This window comes from Leptospira kobayashii, assembly GCF_003114835.2.
Taxonomy (GTDB): domain Bacteria; phylum Spirochaetota; class Leptospiria; order Leptospirales; family Leptospiraceae; genus Leptospira_A; species Leptospira_A kobayashii.
Map to the genome: position 1 here is coordinate 1,005,001 of NZ_AP025028.1, position 25,900 is coordinate 1,030,900.

At 40.9% G+C, this 25,900-nt stretch carries 22 protein-coding genes; 9 read left to right on the forward strand and 13 right to left on the reverse strand.

The genetic code is table 11. From position 1 onward, the window contains the following. The first annotated feature begins 55 nt into the window (after window positions 1–55). Window positions 56–1,636, forward strand: coding sequence for a 7TM diverse intracellular signaling domain-containing protein (locus DI077_RS04445; protein WP_242935356.1), 1,581 nt, complete (start codon window positions 56–58; stop codon window positions 1,634–1,636). Window positions 1,637–1,787: 151 nt separating this feature from the next. Here the strand turns inward: DI077_RS04445 and DI077_RS04450 are convergent, their stop codons facing one another. From DI077_RS04450 to DI077_RS04460, 3 genes are all read right to left on the reverse strand, one after another. Further along, window positions 1,788–4,541: an FAD-dependent monooxygenase gene (locus DI077_RS04450; protein WP_109018665.1), complete on the reverse strand. Its 2,754-nt coding sequence runs from the start codon at window positions 4,539–4,541 to the stop codon at window positions 1,788–1,790. Next, window positions 4,538–4,987 (reverse strand): hypothetical protein, encoded by a 450-nt coding sequence (locus tag DI077_RS04455; protein ID WP_109018664.1) that lies wholly within the window; start codon window positions 4,985–4,987, stop codon window positions 4,538–4,540. Before DI077_RS04455 ends, DI077_RS04450 begins: the two co-directional genes overlap by 4 nt. 78 nt (window positions 4,988–5,065) lie before the next feature. Beyond that, window positions 5,066–6,247 (reverse strand): helix-turn-helix domain-containing protein, encoded by a 1,182-nt coding sequence (locus DI077_RS04460; RefSeq protein WP_109018663.1) that lies wholly within the window; start codon window positions 6,245–6,247, stop codon window positions 5,066–5,068. Between the two features lie 145 nt (window positions 6,248–6,392). On the opposite strand from DI077_RS04460, the gene DI077_RS04465 reads away from it, so the two are divergent. The 3 genes from DI077_RS04465 to DI077_RS04475 all read left to right on the forward strand — a co-directional run bounded on the left by DI077_RS04465 (window position 6,393) and on the right by DI077_RS04475 (window position 9,806). Further along, window positions 6,393–7,151 (forward strand): helix-turn-helix transcriptional regulator, encoded by a 759-nt coding sequence (locus DI077_RS04465; protein ID WP_109018662.1) that lies wholly within the window; start codon window positions 6,393–6,395, stop codon window positions 7,149–7,151. Between the two features lie 63 nt (window positions 7,152–7,214). Then, complete coding sequence (locus DI077_RS04470; protein ID WP_109018686.1) at window positions 7,215–9,200, forward strand: AMP-dependent synthetase/ligase; 1,986 nt, start codon at window positions 7,215–7,217, stop codon at window positions 9,198–9,200. A 291-nt stretch (window positions 9,201–9,491) separates the two neighbouring features. Then, on the forward strand, window positions 9,492–9,806 hold the full coding sequence (locus DI077_RS04475) for a hypothetical protein (protein WP_109018661.1): 315 nt from the start codon (window positions 9,492–9,494) through the stop codon (window positions 9,804–9,806). Between the two features lie 172 nt (window positions 9,807–9,978). Here the strand turns inward: DI077_RS04475 and DI077_RS04480 are convergent, their stop codons facing one another. After that, window positions 9,979–11,370 carry an MATE family efflux transporter gene (locus DI077_RS04480; RefSeq protein ID WP_109018685.1) on the reverse strand — a complete coding sequence of 464 codons (1,392 nt, stop codon included), beginning with the start codon at window positions 11,368–11,370 and terminating at the stop codon, window positions 9,979–9,981. A gap of 342 nt (window positions 11,371–11,712) precedes the next feature. Here DI077_RS04480 and DI077_RS04485 point away from each other — a divergent pair, with 342 nt between their 5' ends. Next, on the forward strand, window positions 11,713–12,147 hold the full coding sequence (locus tag DI077_RS04485) for a hypothetical protein (RefSeq protein ID WP_135354828.1): 435 nt from the start codon (window positions 11,713–11,715) through the stop codon (window positions 12,145–12,147). A 640-nt stretch (window positions 12,148–12,787) separates the two neighbouring features. On the opposite strand, the gene DI077_RS04490 is transcribed toward DI077_RS04485, so the two are convergent. Then, window positions 12,788–13,408: a TetR/AcrR family transcriptional regulator gene (locus DI077_RS04490; RefSeq protein ID WP_109018659.1), complete on the reverse strand. Its 621-nt coding sequence runs from the start codon at window positions 13,406–13,408 to the stop codon at window positions 12,788–12,790. Between the two features lie 83 nt (window positions 13,409–13,491). On the opposite strand from DI077_RS04490, the gene DI077_RS04495 reads away from it, so the two are divergent. Next, on the forward strand, window positions 13,492–15,081 hold the full coding sequence (locus tag DI077_RS04495) for a phytoene desaturase family protein (RefSeq protein WP_109018658.1): 1,590 nt from the start codon (window positions 13,492–13,494) through the stop codon (window positions 15,079–15,081). Here DI077_RS04495 and DI077_RS04500 read toward each other — a convergent pair whose 3' ends face one another. The 7 genes from DI077_RS04500 to DI077_RS04530 all read right to left on the reverse strand — a co-directional run bounded on the left by DI077_RS04500 (window position 15,082) and on the right by DI077_RS04530 (window position 21,609). Beyond that, a complete protein-coding gene (locus DI077_RS04500; RefSeq protein ID WP_109018657.1) occupies window positions 15,082–16,011 on the reverse strand; it encodes a glutaminase in 930 nt (309 codons plus the stop codon). Window positions 16,012–16,121: 110 nt separating this feature from the next. Continuing rightward, complete coding sequence (locus DI077_RS04505) at window positions 16,122–17,168, reverse strand: MBL fold metallo-hydrolase (RefSeq protein WP_109018656.1); 1,047 nt, start codon at window positions 17,166–17,168, stop codon at window positions 16,122–16,124. A 15-nt stretch (window positions 17,169–17,183) separates the two neighbouring features. After that, window positions 17,184–18,152, reverse strand: a complete 969-nt coding sequence (locus DI077_RS04510) for a formylglycine-generating enzyme family protein (protein ID WP_217351548.1) — start codon at window positions 18,150–18,152, stop codon at window positions 17,184–17,186. Window position 18,153: 1 nt separating this feature from the next. Continuing rightward, window positions 18,154–19,815 (reverse strand): sulfatase-like hydrolase/transferase, encoded by a 1,662-nt coding sequence (locus DI077_RS04515; protein WP_109018655.1) that lies wholly within the window; start codon window positions 19,813–19,815, stop codon window positions 18,154–18,156. A gap of 374 nt (window positions 19,816–20,189) precedes the next feature. Beyond that, window positions 20,190–20,543, reverse strand: coding sequence for a hypothetical protein (locus tag DI077_RS04520; protein ID WP_109018654.1), 354 nt, complete (start codon window positions 20,541–20,543; stop codon window positions 20,190–20,192). 2 nt (window positions 20,544–20,545) lie between these two features. Next, window positions 20,546–20,965, reverse strand: a complete 420-nt coding sequence (locus tag DI077_RS04525) for a Bor/Iss family lipoprotein (RefSeq protein WP_109018653.1) — start codon at window positions 20,963–20,965, stop codon at window positions 20,546–20,548. 251 nt (window positions 20,966–21,216) lie between these two features. Further along, on the reverse strand, window positions 21,217–21,609 hold the full coding sequence (locus tag DI077_RS04530; RefSeq protein WP_135354827.1) for a hypothetical protein: 393 nt from the start codon (window positions 21,607–21,609) through the stop codon (window positions 21,217–21,219). Window positions 21,610–21,818: 209 nt separating this feature from the next. On the opposite strand from DI077_RS04530, the gene DI077_RS04535 reads away from it, so the two are divergent. From DI077_RS04535 to DI077_RS04545, 3 genes are read left to right on the forward strand one after another with little or no spacing between them, the layout of a single operon-like run. Further along, window positions 21,819–23,378 (forward strand): NHL repeat-containing protein, encoded by a 1,560-nt coding sequence (locus tag DI077_RS04535; RefSeq protein ID WP_242935357.1) that lies wholly within the window; start codon window positions 21,819–21,821, stop codon window positions 23,376–23,378. Window positions 23,379–23,395: 17 nt separating this feature from the next. After that, window positions 23,396–24,574 carry a hypothetical protein gene (locus DI077_RS04540; protein ID WP_109018651.1) on the forward strand — a complete coding sequence of 393 codons (1,179 nt, stop codon included), beginning with the start codon at window positions 23,396–23,398 and terminating at the stop codon, window positions 24,572–24,574. Beyond that, window positions 24,571–25,311: a flagellin N-terminal helical domain-containing protein gene (locus DI077_RS04545; protein WP_109018650.1), complete on the forward strand. Its 741-nt coding sequence runs from the start codon at window positions 24,571–24,573 to the stop codon at window positions 25,309–25,311. Before DI077_RS04540 ends, DI077_RS04545 begins: the two co-directional genes overlap by 4 nt. Here the strand turns inward: DI077_RS04545 and DI077_RS04550 are convergent. After that, the gene (locus DI077_RS04550; RefSeq protein ID WP_109018682.1) at window positions 25,265–25,855 is read right to left on the reverse strand and encodes a DUF1415 domain-containing protein; all 591 of its coding nucleotides are present in this window, start codon (window positions 25,853–25,855) and stop codon (window positions 25,265–25,267) included. The genes DI077_RS04545 and DI077_RS04550 overlap by 47 nt on opposite strands. Window positions 25,856–25,900 lie beyond the last annotated feature (45 nt).

A 25,900-nucleotide genomic window follows, 5' to 3' on the forward strand; every position in this document is an offset into this window, starting at 1 on the left:
ATTTATTGCAAAAAGGCTTGTCAGACTTCGGGTCTTGAAGTGTAAATTGCGTGCGATGAAAAAAATTTCCTGGATATTTTTCTTATTCCTAATGATGACAGGAATTTCTTGCGCACCGGATCACCCAGGTGACTATAATGTAACCAATTTTTTCGAATTCTTTTTAGACTCCAGCACAGAAATTCCTTTTGAGGAAATTCAAAAACAAAAATCCTGGAAACAAATTTCCAAAGCCCAACTCTCTTTTAATTTTACAAGTGATGTCATCTGGCTTCGGGGAAAAACGGATGCAGCTGGATTTTCACCTGATAGAATTCTGTCCTTAGAGTGGAAAGCGCTCGACTCTGCCGTTCTGTATTATCCTGTGAGTCGAAAAGAATTCAAAACCTTCGAAACGGGAGACACAATCCCCAAGTCGAAGTGGACTCTTCCGGAAGCACTTTATCCCAGCTTTAAAATACCAAAACAATCGGAAGGTTCTTATTTCTACATTCGATTACAATCAAAATCCTTAATCTCTTTTCCCATCCGTTCGATGGAAGAAAAATCATTTAACAAACGTATGATTGTAGAAACCGCAATCACCTGGCTTATCTTGGGGATCTGTGCCGTTATGTTTGTCTTTGCTCTTTTTTACTATTTTGCTTTCGGGTTGAGTGAATTTTTCTTTTATGCGGGATATGTTGTTTGCACTGTATTGTGGTATAACGGTCAATATGGGAATGCTTATGATGTTTTGTGGCCCGAATCTACTTGGTGGCAAAACAAAGCGATTATCGTATTTGCTACTTTGGGGATTCCTTTTTCATTTCAATTTGTGCGAATGTTTTTAAATACAAAATTGCACAATCCGTGGATTGATAAAATTTTACTGATCATTGGGATTGTGGCTCTCTTATGTGTTCCGGCGATCCTTATCTCCTATACGACTAAAATTTTTTCCAGGATCGCCACTTACATTTATCTTTTCTCCATCCCTTTGATTCTGGGAACAGGGTTACAAATTTATTTCAAAGGTGAAAAGAGAATCCTTTTCTTTCTTATCAGTTGGGGATCGTATTTTATCATTAGCTACAATACTATGTTTTACTTTTTGGGAATCCTTCCTTATTCCACTCCACTGCTTTATTCCGCTGTGTTTATTTTTCCCATAGATCTATTTTTCTTATTGTTTAATCTCCTCCAAAAATACGAGAAACTGGAGGGAGAACGAAATGAAATTCTCCACAGGATTGTAACATTAAGTAATGCATCAAATGCACGTTATGTGAAATCGAAATTGAACTCGATCAACACGGAAGAATCACTCGCAAAACTGGAATCATGGATGCGGGAAACCAAACCTTTCTTGGATGAAAAACTTGATTTGGAAATTGCATCCCATGCAGTAGGGCTTACGGTCCAACAGACTTCCGAATTACTCAATTCCAAACTGGGTGTGAGTTTTCGAAGTTATCTCAATTCCTTTCGCATTGCAGAAGCTAAAAAAATCCTAAAAGAAAAACCGGATATGTCCATCCTTTCCATCGCCTATGCCACTGGGTTCGGTTCCAAAACCGCTTTCAATGTGGAATTCAAAAAAACCACTGGTATTAGTCCGCTGCAATATAGACAGTCAAGTGATGCGAAGGGATGACGGGCAACTCTATTCCGGTGAAATGTGATTATTAGGATCGGCATCCGCGTTAGGGATACGCAAGGCTTGGTCCGCTGTTAGGCGGACGGGAGCGTAAGCGCACCCTGGAGTAGCCCGACCCATGACACTAAAAATTTTCAATAAGCGATTCTCATTGGGAACGCCCAACCGAAAATTTGTTGTGAAGATCACCTAAACCTTCCGCAGTCATATCCACTTCGTCTCCGTCTTTGATAAACCGGCTTCTGTCTTTTTTGAGAGCAAGTTTTAGTTTTGTTATGCGGTTAAGTGAAAGCCATGAGAGTATTCTTGCAATTGGCCTTGGTGTCGACATCGCTACTCCGCCGGGTGTGCCTGTAATGACAATATCATCTTTTTCCAATGTAAGATGAGGATATTCCTTGCGAATGAAGCGCAGCATTTCTTTAGGCGTATAGATCATATTGGATACGCTTTCATTCTGTCTCTCCTCTCCATTTACCGTACTTCTCAATCGGACGTCGGGAAGTAAATCGGGTGTATATCGATTCGGGATCCAAATGCGATTGGATACGGGAAGGAAAGTGGGAAAGCTCTTTGAAATGCCCCAATATTCCGCGCGGTTGGATCGGCCTTCTCCAAAAACAGCAAGGGATCTTGCTGACACATCATTGGCTAAGAAAAAAGCAATCTTAGGTGAATAATTTTCCTTTGCTAATTTTTCGTTCGAGATATCTTCCAACAAGACAAAAGCAAGCTCGACTTCATAGTCCATAAGAGGTGAAAAAGAAGTTATCTCCTCTATGTTTTCTTTTTTTAGATCTGGCTCAAATGCATACAATCGATCCAACAACTCTTTCTTACTTGGAATCGTAACCGTAGATTCCGGGCCGGTAAGGGAATGGTTTTCTTTCAGAAAAATGGGAGGAGGGATATTCGGATCAAAATGATTGGCTGTTTCCTCTATATGATTTGCATAAACAAGCCCCATTCCGAATATTTTCTTCGGTTTGGGTCGCCAAGTTTGAAATTTACCTTCGGATAATTTAACCAAATTGAAGTTAGCTGGCTTAGGAGGGTGGGGTAGCGGTCGATATAAAATATAAAGAAACAGACTCAGCGATATCCCCGCAGCAAAGAAAATCGGTTTCCATCGGGTAGATTTGTTCGTTTGGTGAGTTATTGCCTGCGTGTCGGAGGACAAACCTTTACCTTCCTGTAAGGAAAACAAACAATCCATTAAAAATTTGGAAGTGCTTTCTTTTGTCACGACCTCCTCTTTCCATTGAAAGATATGTCCATCCGGTCTTACCAAAACAAATCCTTCCGAGGGCAGGGAGTTTTTAGGAAGCAACTCCGGATCGGAAGAGACTGAATGCACTTCAATCGAAATCTGATTCAATGTTAGGTGTTGTGATTTTATTTCCGAACCCGACTTTCGTTTCCATACAAACAAATGAAATGCATCCGGACTGAGAAGATCGTGGCTTGAAATCGTACGTTTCCCTTTTTTGATTGGAAAATGAGGAAATCGTTTTCCGATCCATATATCTTCACTGGAACCGTACTTGTAATGAAGATCCAATTCCAATCGATCAAAATGTCCTATTTGGGAAGCGATTGCATTCGAAACCCTTCTTTGGATGTACGGTTTTTGCAAACCGGCAGTTAACTTTTTGTTGGCGAGGGTTTCCAGATAGGAAAGAATTTTATATTTTGTGTTTTTGTTGAAAAAGAAAAACGGGAAGTGAGCAAGTAACAATCGTTTGATTCTTGTCGCTAAAGGTAAGGAAATCCCAAGGGCCCTCGGGATTTGAAACATTCGAAACCAATTCTTGCGGCTTTCTTCGCAATTGCGTTCGATGACCGGTTTTCTTTCTCTCTCATACGATCGCAGCAAGGATTCATCCGCAATCCCTCGCAGCACCAAATCGATTTTCCAAGCTAAATTGTAAGAATCCACCACGCCGGAATTCATTCCTAATCCGCCTGTCGGTGGAAATCGATGTGCTGCATCACCGACCAGGTAAAACCTTCCCAGAGAGAAACTATTTGCCACTTGCGCTGTCATCGTCCAATGATTGATGGATTCAATCTGAAATGGGAACCGGTCTCCTAGTCCGGTTGCCTTCCCTAGTTTCTTTCGGAAAAAATTTTCATTACAATCTTCTATTCTTTCGAATGGGGTTTCAATCGCATGATGGTAAACCCATCTTTTTTCGGGATGGTGAGCGATCAAAACACCCGGAGCAGATGCTTCCAATATCCAATACAATTTCCCTTTGGATGGAATCTGTTTGGTCAAATCATTCGTAAAATAAACGTTCACAACGTCCTGAAGTTTGGTCGGGCCGGACATCTTTATGTTTAGGAAGTTTCGAATATCGGAACCTGCACCGTCGCAAGCAATGACATATTTCGATTTAATCTCACTCACTTTGTTCGTTTTTCTATGTTTGATGGTAGTGTATACGTATGAATTTTCTTCCAAGGAAGATTTCCACTCTACATCCAATATCAGTTCGCCTGTCTTTTGTTTTAGAATTTTCTTGCGTAATACTTTTTCCACTTCCGTTTGAGAGATATTTAAAAAGGGAATCGGAACGGAAAGATCTCTCTTGTATTTTGTTTGGATTTTATCTTCCGAGAGATCGATTCTTCCGATTTCCTTCCGTAAGTTTTGACAAAATACAATTTTTGAGGCAGTGTCTTGATCGGAGGCTTCTTCGATCAAATCTTGTAGATTGATTCCCAATTGCTTCAGGATTTCCAAAGTTCTTCCGCTGATTTCATGTGCTTTGGGATGATTTGAGATTTCAGAACGTTTTTCTATCAAGATGTGCCGAACGCCAAGTTTTGACAAAGCAAGTGAGAATACCATACCGGAAGGACCAGCGCCGATGATGAGAACTTCCGTTGTTTTCATAGAGAGTCTTCGACGGATTTTGTTTGATTTGATTTTAAAAGATAAAGATTGAAAAGTAAGACTAAGCTTAAAAAACCAAAGACCAGAATGTTTTCATTTATATTCATGAAACCTATATGAATCTTTTCATCGAAAACATCAGCCTCATATAGATCTCCGACTAGTACCGAATTCCAAAATGCAAACGTATTTATCAGTTGTAATATCCAAACGATCTGTAATTGTTCGTTGCTTGTATTTTTTTTCAGCCATAACAGATATAAGCTATAAAATCCAATTCCTGCCCATAACGAGATGTTCCACATGAGATGAAATCGTGCATGACCGATCCATTCCGGGTTAAGTAAGTGAGAGGAATTGGTATCTCTAAGGATTGGTCCGAAAAATTCCAAGGCGCCAATCGTAAGAGTGAATTTGATAATGAGAGTTTTTGTGTTTGAGGACATGAATTTCTCCTTTCCGAAAGAAACTCTAACTCATTTGGGAAGAAGGGTCGTCTTCGCTTGCAAGTTTGGACAAAAAATTTAAGAATTCAAGGAAGTATCTTTTAAGGAATTTTTACGAAACTCGGAGGGTGTGAATCCGGTGAATTGTTTAAATGTTTTATTGAAAGAGGCTTTGGATTGAAAGCCTGCTTCCAAACCGATGTTGAGAACGTTTTGGTCTTTCGCTTTCGGATTGGACAGAAGTAGTTTCGCTCTTTCGATTCGATATTGATTGATGAACTGAAAGAAATTTTGGGAGAGCTCTATGTTGATTGTCATGGAAACATGATGCACAGGGATCGCCAATCTTTCCGATAAATCATGGATCGAAACCAAGTCATTCAAATACGGTTCCTCCGTTTCCATAATTCGGATCATCTTTTGAAGATAGGATTTTCTTTGTTCCTCGGTTAAGGTTTGTTTTTGGTATTTTGTCGTTTCAGGTTTTGTTAAGAGAAGCTGTTGAGAAAAGATTCGTTCGGGATTTTGCAGAGTGATGGCTATCAATTCAGGTTTTCGAATCACATAAAACAAAACCAGGTAAATAAGAATCAATTGCACACATCCTTCCACCGGCGAGATCGGAACATGTAAATCGCCTGGCAACGAGAATAGGATCAGGAATAGATACAGAATGATACAAATACCGATTAGTCCTAAAAAAGAAAGCAGCCAAATCAATTTTGCCTTCTCGTCGTTTCCGAATTGTTCCAACGATTCTTCCCGGTAAATTTTAGTTAGGCGAAAAGAGAGTAAACAGAATAAGGCGGAAAATAGGACTGCACAAAGTAAAAGCAAACTGGAAGCAGATCCTACGATGCCCCTTTGTGATAGAATCGAAGGAAGGCTTCGAAATTCAGGATATCGGAAGAATAATATCAGGAATACGAAAAAGGAGATCCCGGAAGGGATGCATAAAACCAAGGTTTCCCAACGATCTGCCGTTTGATGAAACAAACAGGACCGTGTATAAAAAAAGAGAAGTGGGCCTAGGTAAAAAAGACTCGGAAAAACAAGCAAAGGCAAATAAATCGCAAACCCGGAGGAAAGAGCAACCGCTAACCTTAACAATACAATCAGAGAGATAATGAATATTATGCCGGATAGATAACGAGATGTAGAGTGTTCTGATTTCGTAAAATATAGAGATAAAAATAGAAAAAATGAAATGCTAAAACTTACAAGGGAAAGATTGGCTGTGAGGAGAGACGGTTCCGTCATCGTTTTCCGTTCGAACGAGATTTACCTATGATAGGAAGTGACCCTGTTGAAAGGCGAATCTATTTTTTAGGAAATCGCAAGAAACATAGGAATATTTTCCCTTTTCTACTTGCATGAAATCCGGACAAACCTTCTGAATTTGGCTATGAAGCAATTTTTGATCTGGGATGATTTTGCGACGTATCGGGGGGATGGATTTTCAACCGGCAGGCATAGTCATTTTTATATTCAGATCAGTCTGCCTGATTCCGGCGTCGTTGAATTACGGACGTTAAATGGTGAATGGAAGACATATAATGCGGTATTTATTCCCTCAGGTGTAAGTCACGAAATGAGACAAGTGGGAGGTAACTTAACTCTACTTTATTTGGATCCTTTGACAACGGGATATCGACTTTTTCATGATAGAAGTTTGGCAGCAAATCATTCATCTTTTGAAGTGGGAGATTTATTCACGGAGATTGTCAAAAACCGAATCAAACAAATCCTAAATGCATCGGATACAAAAGTCCGCACGCAACTTCTTGATATTATTAATAAGGATTTTGCAAAAACCGCTAATCGTGAAATCGATGCACGCATTCAAAAGAGTATTAAAAATGTAGAGCTCGAGGATTTTTCGCTCACCCGTTTGGCGTTAGACGCTTCTTTATCTGTAGAGCGGTTTCGTCATCTGTTTCGAAAGGAAACAGGCGTTCCTTTTTCCGCTTATCGGCTTTGGTTGAAAACAAAGAAGGCGGTCGATTATTTGGCGAATCATCCGCACCTGCTTGATGCGGCCCATGAGGGGGGATTTGCGGATCAATCTCACTTTACCCGTATTTTTCGCAGGTCCTTTGGCGTTGGCCCCTCCGATTTTACAAAAAAGAAAGAGCCCTTCAGCGCCATTTTCTTTTCGAAGTAGCCGCTGCGTTCAAGACCGTTTTCCAAAATCTGATATTGTGTGTATATCGGAGAAAAAGAAAATATGAGTTCAAAAGTCACAGCGAAAAATCTAGCGGAATTGTATTATGATAGTGCCATGAAGTATGGCGATAGACCAGCCTTTGGAACAAGAAACAAAGACAAACAATTCTCTACGATAAACTTCCGTGACGTATATGAAACCGGTGTCGCACTCGCAACCGGGTTAATCGATCTTGGACTTGAGCCCCGCGATCATGTCGCTGTTCTTTCGGACAATAGAAAAGAATGGATCATTGCCAATTACGGAATATTATTAAGTGGAGCTGCGGATGTCCCTCGTGGCACCGATGTGACAGACGGCGATATTCGATATATTTTACCGCATTCCGATGCAAAAATGGTATTCGTGGAAAATGAAGCTACACTGCGAAAGATCGAAAAAAATTTCCCCTATTTGAATAATATAACTCATGTTATTCTTATGGACGGCGATTCTACAACAAATGGAAAAAGCAATTCGAATGGTAAGATGCAAGTAGATTCGAAAGCCGGGATTCCCAAGACAACAAAAATGGCGGACCTGATCGAGAAAGGAAAAAGATTACGGGAATTAGGTGATAGAACGGTGGAAAAGCGAGTCGCGGCTATTCAATCTGATGATTTATTTACGATCATTTATACTTCCGGAACCACGGGAGAACCGAAGGGAGTTATGCTGACTCATGCAAATATGATTTCGCAGTTGCGCAATATTCCGATCGACATCGGTCCGAAGGATCGATTTCTTTCCATTCTACCTGTGTGGCATAGTTTCGAAAGGGTGTTTCAGATGGGAACGATCGCTATGGGCGCTTCGCAATACTATACGAGCGTGAGAAACATTCGCGAAGATTTATCGATTGTGAAACCTACTTTCATGGCATCGGCCCCAAGACTTTGGGAGAGTCTTTATCAGGGAATACAATCAAGGATCCAAGGGGGTTCTTTTATCAAGAGGACATTGTTTAACGCAGCTTATGGCAGTGCTCTCAGGGTGCAAAGGTCGCTGCATTTCTTTAAGGGAAATCGATTGGATCTGAACGGCAGAAGTCTTGCGCAGTCCATCACGCTCGCCGTCTCTTCTTTATTCTCAATCATAGTGTTCTTCATTCCTTATCTCATTCTTGATGCGATCGTATTAAAGAAAATCAGGCAAGCCACAGGCGGGAAATTGCGAGGTTCTGTTTCCGGTGGAGGATCTTTACCTTTTCATATCGATGAATTCTTTAACACGATAAGAATCCCTGTGTTCGAGGGATACGGTTTGACGGAAACTTCACCGGGGCTTGCATTCCGTACACCCAAACGTCTGGTAGTCGGCAGTGTAGGACAGGTGTTGCCGGAAACCGAAATCCTACTGAAGGATATAGAGACTGGCAAAGTATTGTATCCGCCAAAGAAAGGAGTAAAAGGCGAAATATATGTGCGTGGGCCGCAGATCATGAAGGGTTACTACAAACGACCCGAAGTCACCGCCAAAGTTCTGTCAAACGACGGTTGGTTTAACACGGGAGATCTGGGAATTATGACTTTCAACGATACTCTTAAAATCGTCGGCAGAACAAAAGAAACGATTGTGCTCCTCAACGGAGAAAATATCGAACCTGTGCCCATTGAAAATAAACTCATTCAATCACCGTTCATCGATCATGTTATGATTGTAGGGCAGGATCAGAAATTTTTAGGTGCTTTGATTTTGCCTTCTCTTGAAAAGTTTGCAGAATACGGATCTACTTACGAAGAGCTTGCAACTAGCAGGGCAGTTCAGGAGAAAGTAGAGCAAGAAGTAAAGAATATGATTCGTACGGAAAACGGATTCAAGAGTTTTGAAAAAATTGTAGAGGTGAGGTTACTGCCAAAGACCTTTGATGTGGGCGACGAATTATCGGCAAAACTATCTATCAAGAGACATGTGATCACTGCCAAATATCAATCGCTGATCGAGTCGATTTATGAAGGGAAAACTCAAGGAAGTTCCCAAGCTCCGCAGGTTTACGCACGAAGGTAAGTTTTGTTTGATGTCCAAATAGTTTCAAAAGAATTGAAATTGTAATTTAATGTTTGGTTATCGTTTGCTGCGTTTTCAATTATTCATTAACATTCGTTCTAATTCCAGCTGATATTCTTCCACTCTCTTAAAACGTTGATTTCTTTTATGCCCTGCTTAGGTTCGAAACGTATGTCAAGGAGTGATAAATCATCGGTCAGTTCTCCTTTCTTCTCGGGGAATGAAAGTTTTCGGATCATTTACTTATTTTGTCCCACCCCTCATATACACTTGAAAATAAGAGGAATCACAATGGAATATGCAGAATCCCTACTGGAAGAATACTTTGAAACATCTCAAAAATTACAAAACTTTGGCGGCCCATGCCAAAATCCAAATTTGTTTGATGAACTAACCGCGTTAGAAGAAGAAATTTGTTGGGAGTTTTCGCTGCCGGCATCCCCAAAACACTGTCAACTTTTTCAATGGACACAGCAATTTGCATCCAGACAATCCTACATTGAAACTTCCTTAGAAACTTTACGAAGGGAAAAAACCAAATTTTTCTACAACGCCAAAAACCCTTCCGATTTCTGGAAAGGTTTTATCAAGGATATGGCTGCGTAATCATTGTTTGGCGCCCCCAATGATTTGTATACCGAACTGTATTTGATGATGGGCCGGGCGTACTCCGGGGTGCGCTAACGCTCCCGTCTGCCATTTGGCAGACCTACGCCCTTCGCTGCCCTGGCGAGGGCTATCACCCATTACATTAACATAAATCGAAATTCCCAAAGACTTAAACTTTGGTTTCTTTCCATTTCCCTTTGGTAAACAGCCAAAGAGTAAAGACACCAACGGAAGACTCCGTTACCATCATGGACCAAAATACTCCTTCGTAACCAAAATTGAAATGTTTGCCTAAAGTGTAGGCGAGTGGGATCTGAATCAGCCAAAAAAATACAATGTTGATTTTAGTAGGGGTCATCGTATCACCTGATCCGTTAAATGCTTGTGATGCGGCCATCCACCACGCGTAAATAAAGTAGGAATAGGAAACAATCGTTAACCATTTTCCTCCGATTTGAATCACGGCTGGGTCATCTGTAAAAATAGAAATTAAATTTTCCGCTAGAAAAAAATAAACAATCGAGACCAAAATCAAATACGCCATATTGCAATAACCGGTAAACCAAACCGATTGTTCCGCCCTGTCCGGTTTACCTGCCCCCAAATTTTGCCCGACAAGCGTTGCTACGGCATTGGACATCCCCCAAGACGGCATCATGGTAAACATCATCACTCTAAGCGCGATGGTAGCGCCTGCGACTGTTTGGCTGCCAAACTCGGCAAGAATTCTCATGATGAAAATCCATGAGGTCATAGCCACAATCATTTGGCCGATACCACCGATCGATGTTTTCAGAATTCCTCCGACGGTTTCCCATTCGATTTTTAAATGAGAAGTTAAAACTCGAATGTGTTTTCCACCGCGGAATAATAACCAAAGTTGGAAACAAACACCGACTCCGCGGCCAAGGGATGTGGCAATTGCCGCTCCCGTAATTCCATAGGCGGGAATCGGGCCCCAACCGAAAATGAGTATGGGATCAAGTATGATATTGAGAGCATTGGAAATCCAAAGTACCTTCATGGCAATGGCAGCATCTCCGGCACCGCGGAAAATGGCGTTGATCATAAATAACAATACGATTACAACATTACTGCCGAGCATCCATTGCATATATGGGTATCCTTCCGTAAGTACCCAATTGTCCGCTCCCATGAGAGCTAAAAGTTCTTTGGAATAGAATATTCCTGCAATGGTAAAAGGAATCGATGTAATGAGAGCAATGAGTATGGCTTGAACGGCGGCTGTTCCTGCCTTCTCTTTTTCCTTTTCTCCGATCCTTCGGGCGATAATGGCAGTAACGGAAAAAGTGAGACCCATCGCGATGGAATACAACAAAAACAAATATGTCTCCGTGAGACCGACCGTTGCAACTGCGGAAGGACCGAGTTTTCCCACAAAGTATATATCCACGACAGCAAACACCGATTCAAGTACCAGCTCCAAAACCATCGGAACGGAAAGAAGGAATATCGCCTTACGCATGCTAACTTCTGTATAATCCGCTTCCGAACCTGCCAGGGCATTTTTTAATTCCGCCCATAAAGATGCGGAAGTGATGCGGGATTGTTGTTTTGTATTTTCTGATTTAGTTTCCAATGTTTTTGCCTGATTTAAAATTGATTCATTTTAATTATTTCTTTTTTACAAATAAAAATGGTCGTTCGGAAGAAGTCCGTAGGATATAAACAAGACATCTACAGCAGTCGAAAAGTATTGTATTCGACCGGTAAGTTGGCCCGTTTTTTAAAAAGATCGAGCCACCGAACAAAAGAGTAGCTAACTCCCGGAAAGGTCAATTTTTATTTAAGAATACCCTTAAAAAGTCGACGTGCATTTCTATTTGGCTTAATGATGGGGATAGTAGATTGTCAAGTGCGAGATACAAAACAGGATACTTATATGTCTAACAACAACAATGAATCAATCAGCGGAGTGACGGAAACTCGTGACCTTTGGGCGAAGTACATGATGGTGGCCTTAGGTGTTGCCACGATTGGAGCGTTTATCAACTCGGTTTCCGAGATCCGCTCTTTTCCGGAAGATAGCTTTGTTATCTACACGTGGCAGATGCTGGCTTTTCCGGTCTTCGCAGGTCTTTTTACTCTGCTTGGACTGTATCCGCGTCGGATGCCGGGTATTTGGGAACTGGTATTATTTCAAAAAGTCGGAGTCACCTTATTCAATCTTTTTATGGCCGGAAGGGTCACCGGACGTGTAACCTCCGATAATCCATACGTTAATATTATCGTCGATGGCTTGCTAGTCGTCATCACTCTGGCGAGTTATGTGCTAACAAAAGGTTGGCGGGCTTGGAGAGCTCCACACTCCACTTAATCGAAACTATGATTTTGAGTCACATAAAATGAACATCAAAATAAAGTAAAACTCATGACAATCTGGGGATCACATTACAGGCGTATTTGTATAGAACAAGGGAAGATTTCAAAGATTTAATTAAAGAGAAGGATTCGCATCGTGAAAGATGCATTTGAAACTCCGAGAGGAATCTCATCCCATAAAACTTTATTTTGTCTATGAAAAGGAATGATATCTTTATCTGTGCAATCGAATCGCAGAATATCCTTTGAACATATTTCAAGCATTGGATAATATCATCTCATCTTGATTTCGCCAAACATTAATTCTAGCGTTAGGGATCGACCGAGCGCCCTCGCCGAGGGAGAGCCCGACCCTGACAGGAACGTTGTTTCGAATTTGATCGTATCGGGAACGCCCCCAAGGAAATCATCAGAGATACTCTTTTTCTATTTCATAACACACATTAATCTGTAACAACTAATCCTTAACGTATGTTTATTTTTATTAATTAATATAACTTGTCAGGAGGATTTTGTATCTTGGGGCTAGCAGCCATGGATGGCTGCGGTAGCGAATTCCGACCCGGACGGGAGGATGAGCGAGCCACAAGATACAAAATCGAACTGAATGTATTAAATAAAAGCAAACCGAGGTTCTACGGTTTCATTCCAAGATAAAGGTGTTCAATCATATCTTTCGTTATTGTTTTCGCATTTTTAAAGTCGATTTTTCGAAACATCATTTGTTTGCCGGAGAGTAGAACGGCAATCCCATGAACCATCGTCCAAGATGCTATCGATGTCTTTTTTACATCACTTGTCACCAGTAGTCCGTCTCTTTTGCAGTCGGAAATAATATTCACAAGCACATCAAACGTTTCTTCTTCCGCCTTGATAAGAGAGTCATATTTCGAATGATCCTTGATTTGATTTCCATACATGATTTTAAAAAGATCCGGATTTTTCAGGGCGAATTCAACATACCGGATACCGGATTCCCTGAATTGAAGTAAGGAACGGTTTGCAAATTGAGTGCGTAGTTTTTTTAATTTTTCCGTTAATAATTTGAATCCTTCCGTAGCGATCTCTGCTATGAGGGATTCAAGGTCGGGGTAATGTCTATAGGGTGCGGATTGGGAAACTCCTGCCAATTTTGCCACTTTTCTTAAGGATAGAGCTTGGTAACCGTCTTCTTTCAAAAGTTTTAAAGAGGCTTCAATCAGCGCTTCCTTTAAAGAGCCGTGGTGGTATGTAGATTTTTCAGTATTTTTTTTCATGTTGACATGTATTACATTTAATTAACGATAGGCTGCATTGAATGTGTTCTGTGTAAACATTGAGTGGCGGGAGAATAAGGTCAATGAAAAATGAAAATTTAAGCGATAACTTCGATATAATTTGTATAGGTTCCGGAATGGGTAGCCTTACAGTTGCAAGTTTACTTTCCCGATACGCGGGCAAAAAAATACTAGTTATAGAAAAACATTTTCAGGTGGGTGGTTACACTCACGCATTTGCCAGAAAACAAAATAAATTTCATTGGGACGTAGGCATTCACTATGTAGGTGATATGCATTCCGGCGGTTTTAGCCGTCTGCTTATGGATAAAATTACAAATAAGAAAGTAGTATGGAACAAGATGCCGGAACCTTTTGAAAAATTCGTTTATCCTAATAGAACCTTTGAACTTTTCGGGAGCGAGGAGAAATTTAAGTCCGATTTAATTTCACAGTTTCCCGATGAAGAGGAATCGATTCATAAATACTTCAGAGATTTGCATAAAGCATCGGCCTTGTTCGGTAAATCGATGATGATGAAATCAACAACTCCCGACTTGAGCGCATTTACCGCTCAAATGGAAAATCCCGGGATCGTGACTCTAAAGGATTATCTTGACCATCACTTTAAAAACGAGGACATTAAAGCAATCCTTGCTTCTCAATGGGGTGACTATGGTCTTCCACCTTCCAAGTGTTTGTTTGCAACGCATGCCGCACTCGTTGTACATTATTTTAACGGTGGATTTTACCCGGTCGGTGGTGGTGGAAAAATATTCGAAAGCGTAGAGCCGATTATTAAGGAGAGTGGCGGGGCGGTCATTAATACGACCGAGGTGGTAAATATCATTATCGAGAACGGCAAAGCCATCGGAGTGAAGACAAAGTTTCTCCGGGGTGAAAAACAAGAACGAAATTATTTTGCTCCGATCATAGTGTCTTGTGCCGGTGTTTATCCGACTTATATGAAATTAATTCCTGAATCCGTGCCGATTCCGTTTAGGAAATCATTAAGTGATTTTTATAACAAAGAAAAGATGGCGACAAGCGTTTGTGTTTATATGGGTCTTTCCGAAAGTCCCGCAAAACTCGGATTTAGAGGAGAAAACTATTGGATCTTTGCTTCCAATGATCACGAAGAAAATTTCAAAAAAAGAAATGAGTGGCTTGAGAACTTTGGTGAAGTTAAAAATCTATATATGTCTTTCCCTAGTTTAAAAGATCCGGATGCAAAAAATCACACTGCGGATATGATTGCATTTACCGATTATTCCCTATTCGAAAAATGGAAAGACCTTCCTTGGAAAAAAAGAGGAGAACAATACGAAGAATTCAAAAAGAAAATTGCAGACTCGGTTGTTGATACAATCGAGATGAGATTCCCCGGATTTAGGAATATTGTCGAATACATAGAAGTGTCGACTCCTCTAACAAACGAACACTTTACTTCTCATCCGGATGGTGCGATTTACGGACTTGCCTGTGTCCCTGAGCGTTATGACAAAACAAAATCCCCTTGGTTTGATGTGACAACACCGATCGAAGGATTGTTTCTAACAGGAGTAGATGCCGGCGGTTCACCGGGGATTGCCGGTGCGATGATGGGTGGACTTGCGACAACTCTGAAGATTTTAGGAAGCCGGGACATACTCAAAAGTATTTTAAAAGAGTAACTAAAGTATATTCCAGTTTGATATTCTGGCAATTGCCTCAAGAGCCGATGTGCCGGCGAGGGAGTTGCCATTATGATTTAATCCCGGAGACCAAACGGTAATGACACCGACCTCCGGAACGATGGCAACGATTCCGCCTCCAACTCCACTTTTACCAGGCAGCCCGACTCTATAAGCGAAATCACCGGATGCATCGTAGTGTCCGCATAACATCATGATGGAATTTATACGTCGGGCAAGTTCGGGAGATACGATTCTTTTATTTGAGATCGGATCAAATCCTTCTTTGGCAAGAAACAACATGGATCGACTCAATTCTTCACAACTCATCGAAATGGAACAAAGGTTACAGTAAACTTCCAGAACATCGGATACTGTGTTTTCTATGTTGTTGCAACTTTTCATGAAATTAACCAAACTGGCATTTCTATGAGCATGCTTTAATTCGGACAAAGCAACTTCATGATCAATAGTAATTCGACTTTCTCCATTTATCTCATGCAGAAAATTCAAAACAGTTTGAATACTGGCTTTAGGTGTACTGTCTTTTAAAAGAATATCACTTAGAACCAGGGCGCCCGCATTGATAAACGGATTTCGGGGAATCCCGTGCTCCATTTCAAGTTGGACGATCGAGTTGAAGGCATTCCCCGAAGGTTCATGGTGTACTCGTTCCCATAGTTTGTCTCCAATTTGGTTTAATACTAAAGTGAGAGAAAAAACTTTCGAGATACTTTGGATTGAGAACGATTCATTTGCGTCACCGTAAGATGCAGATTCTCCGTTTAACGTTAGAATGGCTGCTCCGAATTTTTTTATATCAACTCGTGCTAGTGCCGGAATATAATTGGCAATTTTCCCCGAGCCGATTTGATTTTGAATTGATTGGCATGCGGAATCCAGTATTTTACCCAGCGAAGAATTTATCATAGTCATTTTATAAATCAACGGGTGGGTCATACAATCTCAAATTTAATCTTACGGGTATTAAATCTGAAGGCAGGTCCTCTTTAGTTATAAACAGAAGAAATCTGTCCCGACTACTCTAAAGGAAGAACGATCTTTTTCCCATCCTCGCCGATGATTAAGTCCCCGTGAAACTCCTGACGAACCGGATCTTTGTAGAAGGATTTGATTTGAAAGAATCCTTTTGCTACAGGAATCATATGGGTGACTACCAAGGTTTTCACTTTTGCTTTCTCCGCCAATCTGCCTAACTCGGAAATATCGATATGATAGAGTTGAATATCTTTCATTATTTTTCTGAATCTTTCGATTCCCAGAAACTCGTAAGCTTTCTCTATTTTTGCGACTAAGGACTTGTTCATTGCTTCGGAAATGAGTAAGTCGGCACCTAGCGAGTGTTTTCCTAAGTTTTCGGAATCCGCCGTATCTCCTGAAATTACGATGGATTTACCTTTGAACTCGATTCGATAGCCTACTGCCGGTTCGACAGGTTCATGATTTACGTTGAAGGAACGAACGACAACTCCATCTTTTTCATATACTATTTTGGAAGAGCCGTCCGGTTTGAGAGTAAATTCATTTGCTTCGGCACCTTTCCATTGCGTAGGCATAACGTTTTCTCCATGATGTTTTGTGCGGTAGCCGTATTCCAATTTATAACTTTTTAAAAATCCGTTTACAAGTTCCGAAGTTCCTTTCGGGCCATAGACTGTTAGGTGATTTCTTCTGCCTAGAAGCCAGCTTCGATCGATGACTTCTCCTAAATCGGCAAAATGATCGGAATGAAAATATGTGATGAAAATACCATTAATCTCAGTTACCGGAAGATGTTGTTTTTCCATCGCCATGGCCACCCCGTCTCCGCTATCGAATACCAAGAACTGACCATTGACAAAGACCGCAGTTGAATTTTGGATATTATCCGAGGGAATGGGAGTTCCAACTCCGATGAGAATGACTGTGATTCGATCTTTGTCTAAAAGTTCCTTCGCAGTATCTTCCTTAAATTTCAGAGAGCTTTTGACCCTATTTAGAACGACACTATCCCACGAACAAGAGAGATGAAATAAGATGCATCCTACGATCACTTGTAGAAGAAGAAATGTTTTCAAAAATTTCATTATTTTTTCCTTTTATTATTTTTTTATGATATCGATGTTTTGTCTGAGAATGGTCCTAAATCCAATATGATTCGATGCAAGGTGGTCCTCTTGTGATTGTCTTGCCGCCGATCTGTATCTCTTGCAATAGTTAGGTGAACATAAATAAGAGCCGCCTTTGATTGTGTGGCTTTTCATCTTTCCCGGTTGATTGGGCAATTCCCAAGTATCGGAAGTATACTCCCAGACATTTCCGATCATATCATAGAGTCCGAATTCATTTTTCGCATAGCAACCTACAGGTGAAATCCCGCGAAATCCGTCGGTTCCTTCGTCATGGATGGGGAAATCTCCTTGCCAGGTATTCGCTTCTTTCGGTTGGGAATTTTGATTCGATCTTGAAACTCCTCCTCCGGATGCCCACTCCCATTCCGCCTCCGAAGGCAAAACATGTCCTTTCCAAGTTGCATAGGCTAACGCATCTTGATAACTAACTGCCACAACCGGGTAAGCCCCCTTGCCATCAATAGAGGAATTGGGTCCTTCCGGATGACGCCAGTTAGCTCCCGGAATGAAATTCCACCATTCCAACGGATGGTAATTGTATTTTTCCGTCTTTGGTTTTTGAAACACAACCGAACCGGATTCGTACAAACGGTTGGTCGGTTTTTTTTCTCCGTGTAAGTTTTGCGAATTTTCGGCTTCCGTTACGTAACCGGTTTCACGAACAAAATTTGCAAATTCATCATTGGTCGTTTCCGTACGATCCATCCAAAAGCCTGATACGGTTTTTGATTTTCCGGAAAATTCTTCCGGATAGATCTTGTCCGTATTTTCAAATGTCCCCGGAGGAATCCAAACCATTCCAGCATGGATACCTTGTTCTTTGGATCCGGGCAAATCACAGGAACGCGTGTTATTTGCCGAAAAATTTTTTATAAAACCGCAATGGCAATAACTAAAATATAAAATAATCAAACTGATCGTTTTTGACGATTTTGCCATTTCAATTTACCCAATAGGTATATTCATCCTCTTCTTCCTGCTTCTGATCCAAGGTTTTGTCTATTAAGACGGGAAATTCGATGAAAGAAGGCCAAAGCGGCTTTATCATTTGTTTATTATAATTTAATAATAAACTTTCCAATTCCTCTTGTTTCTCCGGATGTTTTGCAATTAGATTGTTCTTTTCCGTTGGATCCGAATTCAGATTGAACAACCATTTTTTGTTTGGTCTTTCCGTTCTTATTAATTTCCATCCTTGGAACTGAGCTGTTTGATAATGCCCGTCACTCCAAAAAAGAGGTCTCTGTTTTTGAACTTCCCGTCCTTTCAGATAAGGTAATAAATTGACTCCGTCAATTTCCCTATCCGTAGGTAGTTGTGCTCCGGCGGCGTCCGCCAATGTAGGAAGAATATCAATGTTGGTAATCGGGTGATCATACTTAGTACCGGGTTTTATATGCCCCGGCCATTTTGCAAAATAAGGAACGCGGATACCACCTTGGAAAAAAGTAAGTTTCCATCCTCGATAGGGACGATTGACATCGGAAAGTCCGATATAATTCGGTGCACCGTTATCACTTGTAAAAATGATGATCGTATTTTCTTCTAAACCTTTCTCTTTGACTGCCTTTAAAATCTTTCCAACACTTCTATCCAAAGAACGAATCATACTTAAGTAGACCCTTTTTCTGTGATTGGGAATATGCGATAGTGAATCATAATCCTCTTTGCTTGCTTGCAAAGGAGTATGTACCGCCCAATGGGCGAGAAATAAAAAGAAAGGTCGGTCCTTGTTGATTTCTACTACTTTAACCGCTTCATCCGTGAAATAATCGGTAAGATATTTATCCGGTTCGAACCATTTTCCTCCGTTGTAACTGACTCCATATCTCATGTTAGGCCAAAGGAACTTATCAATGGGATCAAAATCCTGTTTGGAATTTACAACGTTCGGATCACTCGTAGGCAGATACAAACCGCTTTCCATAAACAGGGATTCATTAAACCCTTGTTTGTTGGGCCTCATCTCTTCCGTGCTTCCCAAATGCCATTTGCCGATATGAACCGAATGATAACCTTTTGATTTCAGAACTTCGGCGATCGTTATTTCCGACGTAGGCATACCTAATTCGTTGAAGCTCTTGGATTTTTCCGCCTTTTCCTTATCGATGACGACAGGGTGCAACCGATCGGGAGCGTCGTATAAATCAGCTCCGACTCGTGCCAGGGCTCCGGGGGTAGGAGTAAATTCCACCCCAAAGCGGGATGGGTATCTGCCGGTCAATAAGGCTGCCCGGGAAACCGTACAAACAGCACTTCCGGAGTAACCTGAATCAAACCGTACACCTTGTTCTGCGATTGAGTCGATGTGTGGAGTTGGAACTCCGAGATCGGCATAACCTCCGCCGTAAGCAGTCACATCATTAAACCCAAGATCATCCGCCATGATCAGTATAATGTTAGGTGGACGATCTTTTTTAAGTGATTTTTGTTGATCGGATACGGATTCCCAAGGAACTGGATGGTTTGGTTCTCTTGGAAAACGTATATCGGTGATCCAGCCTAATGAATAACGAAGTATTAACAATCGGTTTGAATAAAGCAGTCCCGCAATCAAAAGGAACGAGGCGAAAATATAGAATAGGATTTTTGTGCGTCTCATATATTTACTATATCAGACAGTGTTTCCCGTATAGCGGATTAGTTTAAGTTTAAATTCCTCGTTTGGGACCGAAATCGAAAGTTGTTTGATGAATTGTTTATTATATTAAACAGGTTTGAGTTGTTTTTTTAGAGTTTTAGAGGATTGATAAGATTTAAAATCGCTTTCATCAACCTGATGATTTAAAACTGGGCCATGAAAAAAATAAAACTGCCATTGATTCAATTCTCCACCTTTTGCCAGTTAGCTGTAAAAGAAGGTAATGATTATCTGGAACCGGGTTGCTTAAAGTAAGATTTACGAATTGGCTCTGAGTGAAATAGAAGACCTAAGGCGGGATCTTCTATTTCAATATCATCTTTGATGGAACAAATTTATTTCTTTTTCTTCCCTTGTGGTTCGGGTGAAGTTACTTCCGCAGAACACCAGAATTGATTGGTTTGCCAAGTTATAAAAATTGGTGAGATATAGGCTACGCTGGCTGCAATCTCGTAAGCTATATTTGTTCCACTGTAAAGAAATCTTACCTGGGGCGTTCCATTTTCACAATTTGGAATCGTGCCGCCGGTATCCGACTTGCTATCGATAGTTCCGAATAGATAAGACTTATAACTATCATCACCCGATCGGGGAGGGTCCATTGTGCTAAAACCTTTTTTATGGATTACCAAAGAATGGCAATTTACCAGTAACAAAGTGAATGCGATAAAATAAATAAATTTTTGCATTGTTAGAAAAACTCCCTTGAATGGCTAACATTGATTTGTTGTACTTCGTCTTTTGTTTCTTCGATATTTTTGATTTTAGCAAAAGAACTTGCGTTTGAGGAGAATCCTTTTTCCGAATGGATGTGATTTAAGGCCGCTTCACATACCACTTCCAGTGTTTTCGGAGAATAGATCGATAAGGTAAATAGGTGGAATAATCCATCGGAAAATGTTCTATAGTAATGAAGCTGAAAGATTTTTTCATTCTCACATAATTCCGAGTATTCTATTGTTCGTTTTGGAAACAATCCCGCGACATAAAAATCAAAGGATCTTTCGAACGTTTTTCCCGGTTTTGCTTCCTTGTTGAATGTTATCCGATTGTGTTGGCAATTGACGATAAACAATGCTAAAATGCCGCACGCAGCAAATCTTCGCGTCATAATGATAAATCTCCTGTTAGACTAATTTTTCCAAATGCTGTTGTTTGTTATCTGATGTCAAATTTTTATTTTAAAATAATGGTTTATGTTTGGTAATGAATTTCTTATTACGTCTCAATATTTAAAACAGATTTTTGTTAAGTGATCATTTAACGTTTAATTTGTGTAATTCGCTGGCTTGACTGCTTTGGAGTAGAGCGGAATGTCTAAAAACGGAGCAAGTTGTGCGCTCGGAAGCCGGGAATAATCCTCTATTTCATTTCCAAACTTCGAATTTTATATATCCGGATCCGATCTATGGACTCGCCGATTTCCTGATGAAGGCTGATATAACCGATTTTAAAAGTTTTTCCGGCATACAGTGGATTTGCGAACTTGTTCGCTTCATCCATATACAACGGCAATGGAATGGTATCGCCATGATTTACGTCTTGGACAAAACTCATTTTTTTGCCCCGGTTATCTTGAAAGGTATAGCTGAATATTCCTTCCCATACGCCTGCTTCCAAAAAGTTTCCTACGAAATACCGAATCTCGATTTTCTGTTTTTTCGGATTTGGCCGGCTTTCTATAGGATTGCCGATCGTTGTTGGCAATGTAGAAGCCAGAAGTGCGGATACAACAACAGCATACAGCAATGGCAAAGATCTTCGTAGATTGCGGTCTCTCATATTTTTAGACTGCGTAGGAAGAAAACCATTGGCTATTGTTATTCTTTATGAGTCGAAAAAAAAGATGACATATTACATTCTTTTAAAGTAGAATGGTGTATACGAATAGGCAATCGTTTCAGGTATTCGTTTGACTAACATGCATTAGTATCTAAAATCGGACCGGCGAGAATGGTTAAAAATTGATTCTGAAATCTAAAATATACATTTGCCTGATTGTCTGGCCGATCCTTCTCGGCTCGAACTATTGTTCCCGTTTCGAATGGGGAAATCCATGTGATCCTAACGGCAAGGAGTATTTGGGATCCTTATTTCTAAAAGGAATTCTCGGAGACAGTTCGCCGTATTGCGGAGTCCAGTATGGTTCGGGCGCGCCTACTCAAGTCAAGGTGGTAGGCGGACTCAATAAAACGACGATTTCCTGGCAAAATGTTCCGGGAGCATCTTCCTACAAAATCTATTGGAAAACATCCGCGGGAGTAACAAGATCCGATTCTTCTATCGGGAATGCATCGAGTCCCTATGTACATTCCGATCTCGCCGGTGGTTTATCAGTATATTATAGAGTGGTTTCCGTTGGCGCCGCTTTGGAAGGAGCTCTTTCCGAGGAAGTAAATACTGTAACTGGCGCTAGTTTTTCTAATTTTCAAAATGCAGATATCGTGATTGGTCAGCCTGACTTTGTGACTAAGATAAATTCTCCTGTAACGGCAGCAAATTTAAACTATCCTGGGCCGATTACTGTAAGTGGAAATAAATTATATATTTCCGATTCCAGAAATCACCGCATTTTGGGCTATCATCAGATTCCTACAACAAATGGTGCTCCGGCAGATTTTGTGATCGGTCAACCTGATTTTGTTTCTTCCGGCCTGGCAAATCCTCCGACTGCAACCTCCTTTTCTTCTCCATGGAGTATTGCATCATCTAACGAAAGATTGTTTGTAGCGGACACAAGCAACAACCGGCAGTTGATCTATAATTCTTTGCCCACAGCAAACGTAAATGCTGATGTAGTATTAGGTGTTTCGAATTTCACAACGGCCGGTAATGGGACATGTTCCAGTACGGATTTGTCCTCAAGCGAGGGAGTCTCCACTGCCAATGGTAAATTATTCGTCGCCGATGAAGGCAACCACAGGGTTTTGATTTGGAATACGATCCCTACTTCTCATTATACTCCGGCTGACGTAGTAATAGGCCAGCCGGATTTTACTTCCTGCACTGCCAATCGGGGAGGCCCCACACCGACGGCTAACACCTTAGCAACTCCGGGAGGGGTTTGGGGTGATGGAACCAGATTATTTGTTGCGGATTCTTACAACGGAAGATTACTGATCTGGAATACGATTCCGACGACTAACGGGCAACCGGCGGACCTGGTTTTGGGCCAGTCTTCCATGGAGAGTGCGGTCTCCGCTGCAACGGGCGGCGGTTTTTCTCTAGGCGGTGTTTATAATATATTTTCAAACGGCACGCAGTTAGTCGTAGGTGATGGGAACAACAATCGGGTTTTAATCTGGGATTCGTTTCCTACCGTGAACGGTCAGTCTGCTGATAAAGTTCTGGGTCAAAGTAATTTTACAAACAATGTAGGAAATGACGACAGCCAAACCGGAGTTTCCGGAGCAAATCCCACTGCGAGGACACTCGCTAATCCGTACGGAGTCTATATGGTCGGCAATCAATTGTTCGTAGACGATTATGATAATCATCGCATTCTCATATTCAAAGGAAAATAGGTTTTGCTTTAACCACTATGCATCGTCGGGAATTTTTGGAAAAAGTGACTCTGACTGCAGCGGTTTTGTTGGGTTTGCAAGTCGATGCAGGCCCGGACGTTTCAAAACGATCGGAAGCGGAAGAGGTGCCCGACTGGTATCCTACTTTAGTAAGGGAAAGCGGTACTGAGAAAAAAGCTTATGATTTGGGAACAAAGATTTTCCAGCCGGGTATGGAGTTACTTGAATTCTCCAAACTTTTTGTAAGAGAGTTGGAAAAGGCATATCCCGCGAATCCGATCAAATCATCCGCGGCCAATCCATTATCTACTCTTTTGGAAATCTCGGAAAGAAATCAAATCAATCTCATTATTATATCAAAGTTAATTGAAGTTTGGCGAAGTAGGATTCTTTTTTTTCAGTCAGAAACAATGTCGTGGCAAAAACCAAATGCGGACATACTTGCGAACTTTCGAAATGAATCCAAGGAATTGTATGAAGCGATTTTACTGATTGGACTTGCTTTTCCTTTGCAGGGCCATTTTCTTTTTGCAGAAAGAAAAAGAAATGAATTAGCGATGCCTCTTGTATCGATTTCGTTTCAAGTGAGTGAGTTTGGTAAAACGGAGACGGAAACGATTCTATTTTTTCCGATAGGTTTGGATTTGAAAAAGATTCAGGAAGATATTTCTAGTCAGTCGGCCGATGAAGTAGAGTTCCGATTTTTATTCGATGACTTGTTCGGGAGATTGGACAGTTTACAATCCGAACTTCAATATTCCGTGACAAGATGGGGACAATATGTAACCCGATTTAAATATCTAATGACTGCTAATGTATATTATTTGAAGATAAAGGGTTCTTCCGGAACGATAGGGAAAAAGAAGCAAAACTTATTGAGACTCGGAATTATGGAAGCAGCCATAGAAAAAATCCGAAGTTCTGCACAAAATCTTCAAAGCGGTGTATACACAATATCCGATCGCCAACTGGGACAAATGGAACTGTCGTCCCTTGTCCATGTAATGAACGATATCTCGCAAAGAACGGTCGGTATCGCCAAACCGTTAGTAGATTATCGAATTCAAAACAAAGAAGGATTTCTTATCACTATCTCCACACAATCCAGTGCGTCCGATGCGATCGTTGTGTTCGACGAAGCACTTCAAAAGCTCCGTAAGGAACGAAAACAAATTATGAAAGGGTTATCTTCATGAAACTTGACAAAAATCCTTTTCGACCGTTCACTGCGGAGAATTACAGACTGCTTTTTCGTCAGGTTGAGAAGATTCGTTTTGAACTTAGAAATTTTGATTGGGATGGTGTTTCCTCCAAGCGTATTTCAAAAGAACGTTTTTGGATAAGAACATCTACTTCTTCATACGGAGTAGACGGTTTTTATCCTGAAAATAAAATGCACCTTCAGGCTTTGGATTCAAGACTCAAGTTTATGAGTGAAACGATGAGTAGGTTGGAAAAACTTCATTTGGAAAATTCTGTTTCCAATACATTCCAAAAACAGAATTTACTTCTGAAGACTGCATTGATTTATCTTGATTCGCTTGCGAAAATTACAGATCGTATGCGTGATCTGACTTTGAATGATTTAAAGCCGCCACCTGATAATGAAACTTCGGAGATTGAAATCTTCGAATTGACGGATGAAATCGACCGGATTGCTTCGCAGGCGGAATTCAATAGGATGAATCTTTTCCAGGGAGATTTTGCCACTTCGTCGCGAACCGCATCTATGTGGTTTATTGCAAAAAATTTCAATGACAAACGCCGTATTTTCATTGCGACTATGACAGCCAGATCCCTCGGCCTTAGAGCACTTGACGGTGGAAATTTGACTTTATCCAGTCCGGGGGAAACGGTTAAGATCCTGGATACTGCGATTGCAAAAATCAATCGGGAAAGATCGAATTTGAACCGGTACTTGCAGGATTTGTAATTCCTAATTCATTCCAACCATCGTGACCCAATTTACGAAGAGTATCTATATTATTTTGATAGATCGAATTTATATCCGGATGATTTTCGTTTGCACGCTCCACGCTATCTTCGCGTAACAAATGTAACATAGGATAGGGAGAGCGGTTTACGAAATTAGCGATGTCATCGGTTCGTCTACCCGCAAATTGGTAATCAGGATGAAAGCTTGCGATTTGAAGGTATCCTTCCAATTCCAGTTGAGTGATCAATTTATCCGCGACTCCAAGATAATCGTTATAGTCTAAAAAGTTCAGTAGCACGTAAGGGTGAATCAAGAGAGTTGTTTCCGTTTGTTTCGGATCTGATTCCGATAGTATTTGCAATTCTTGTTTCAAATCGGCGGTCAAATCCTGATTGGATTTTGCCTGACTCACTATAAAACGAATCAGGTTACCATTATACACAGATTTGGCGAAAGGACAAAGATTGAGTCCGATCACAGCCTTCTCAAGCCAGGTCTTGGTTAAATCTATGATCGGATCATCATTATTCGGGGAATTCATTTCGCCGTTCGGATTCATGTGATTTATATCTAATGCATACTTACG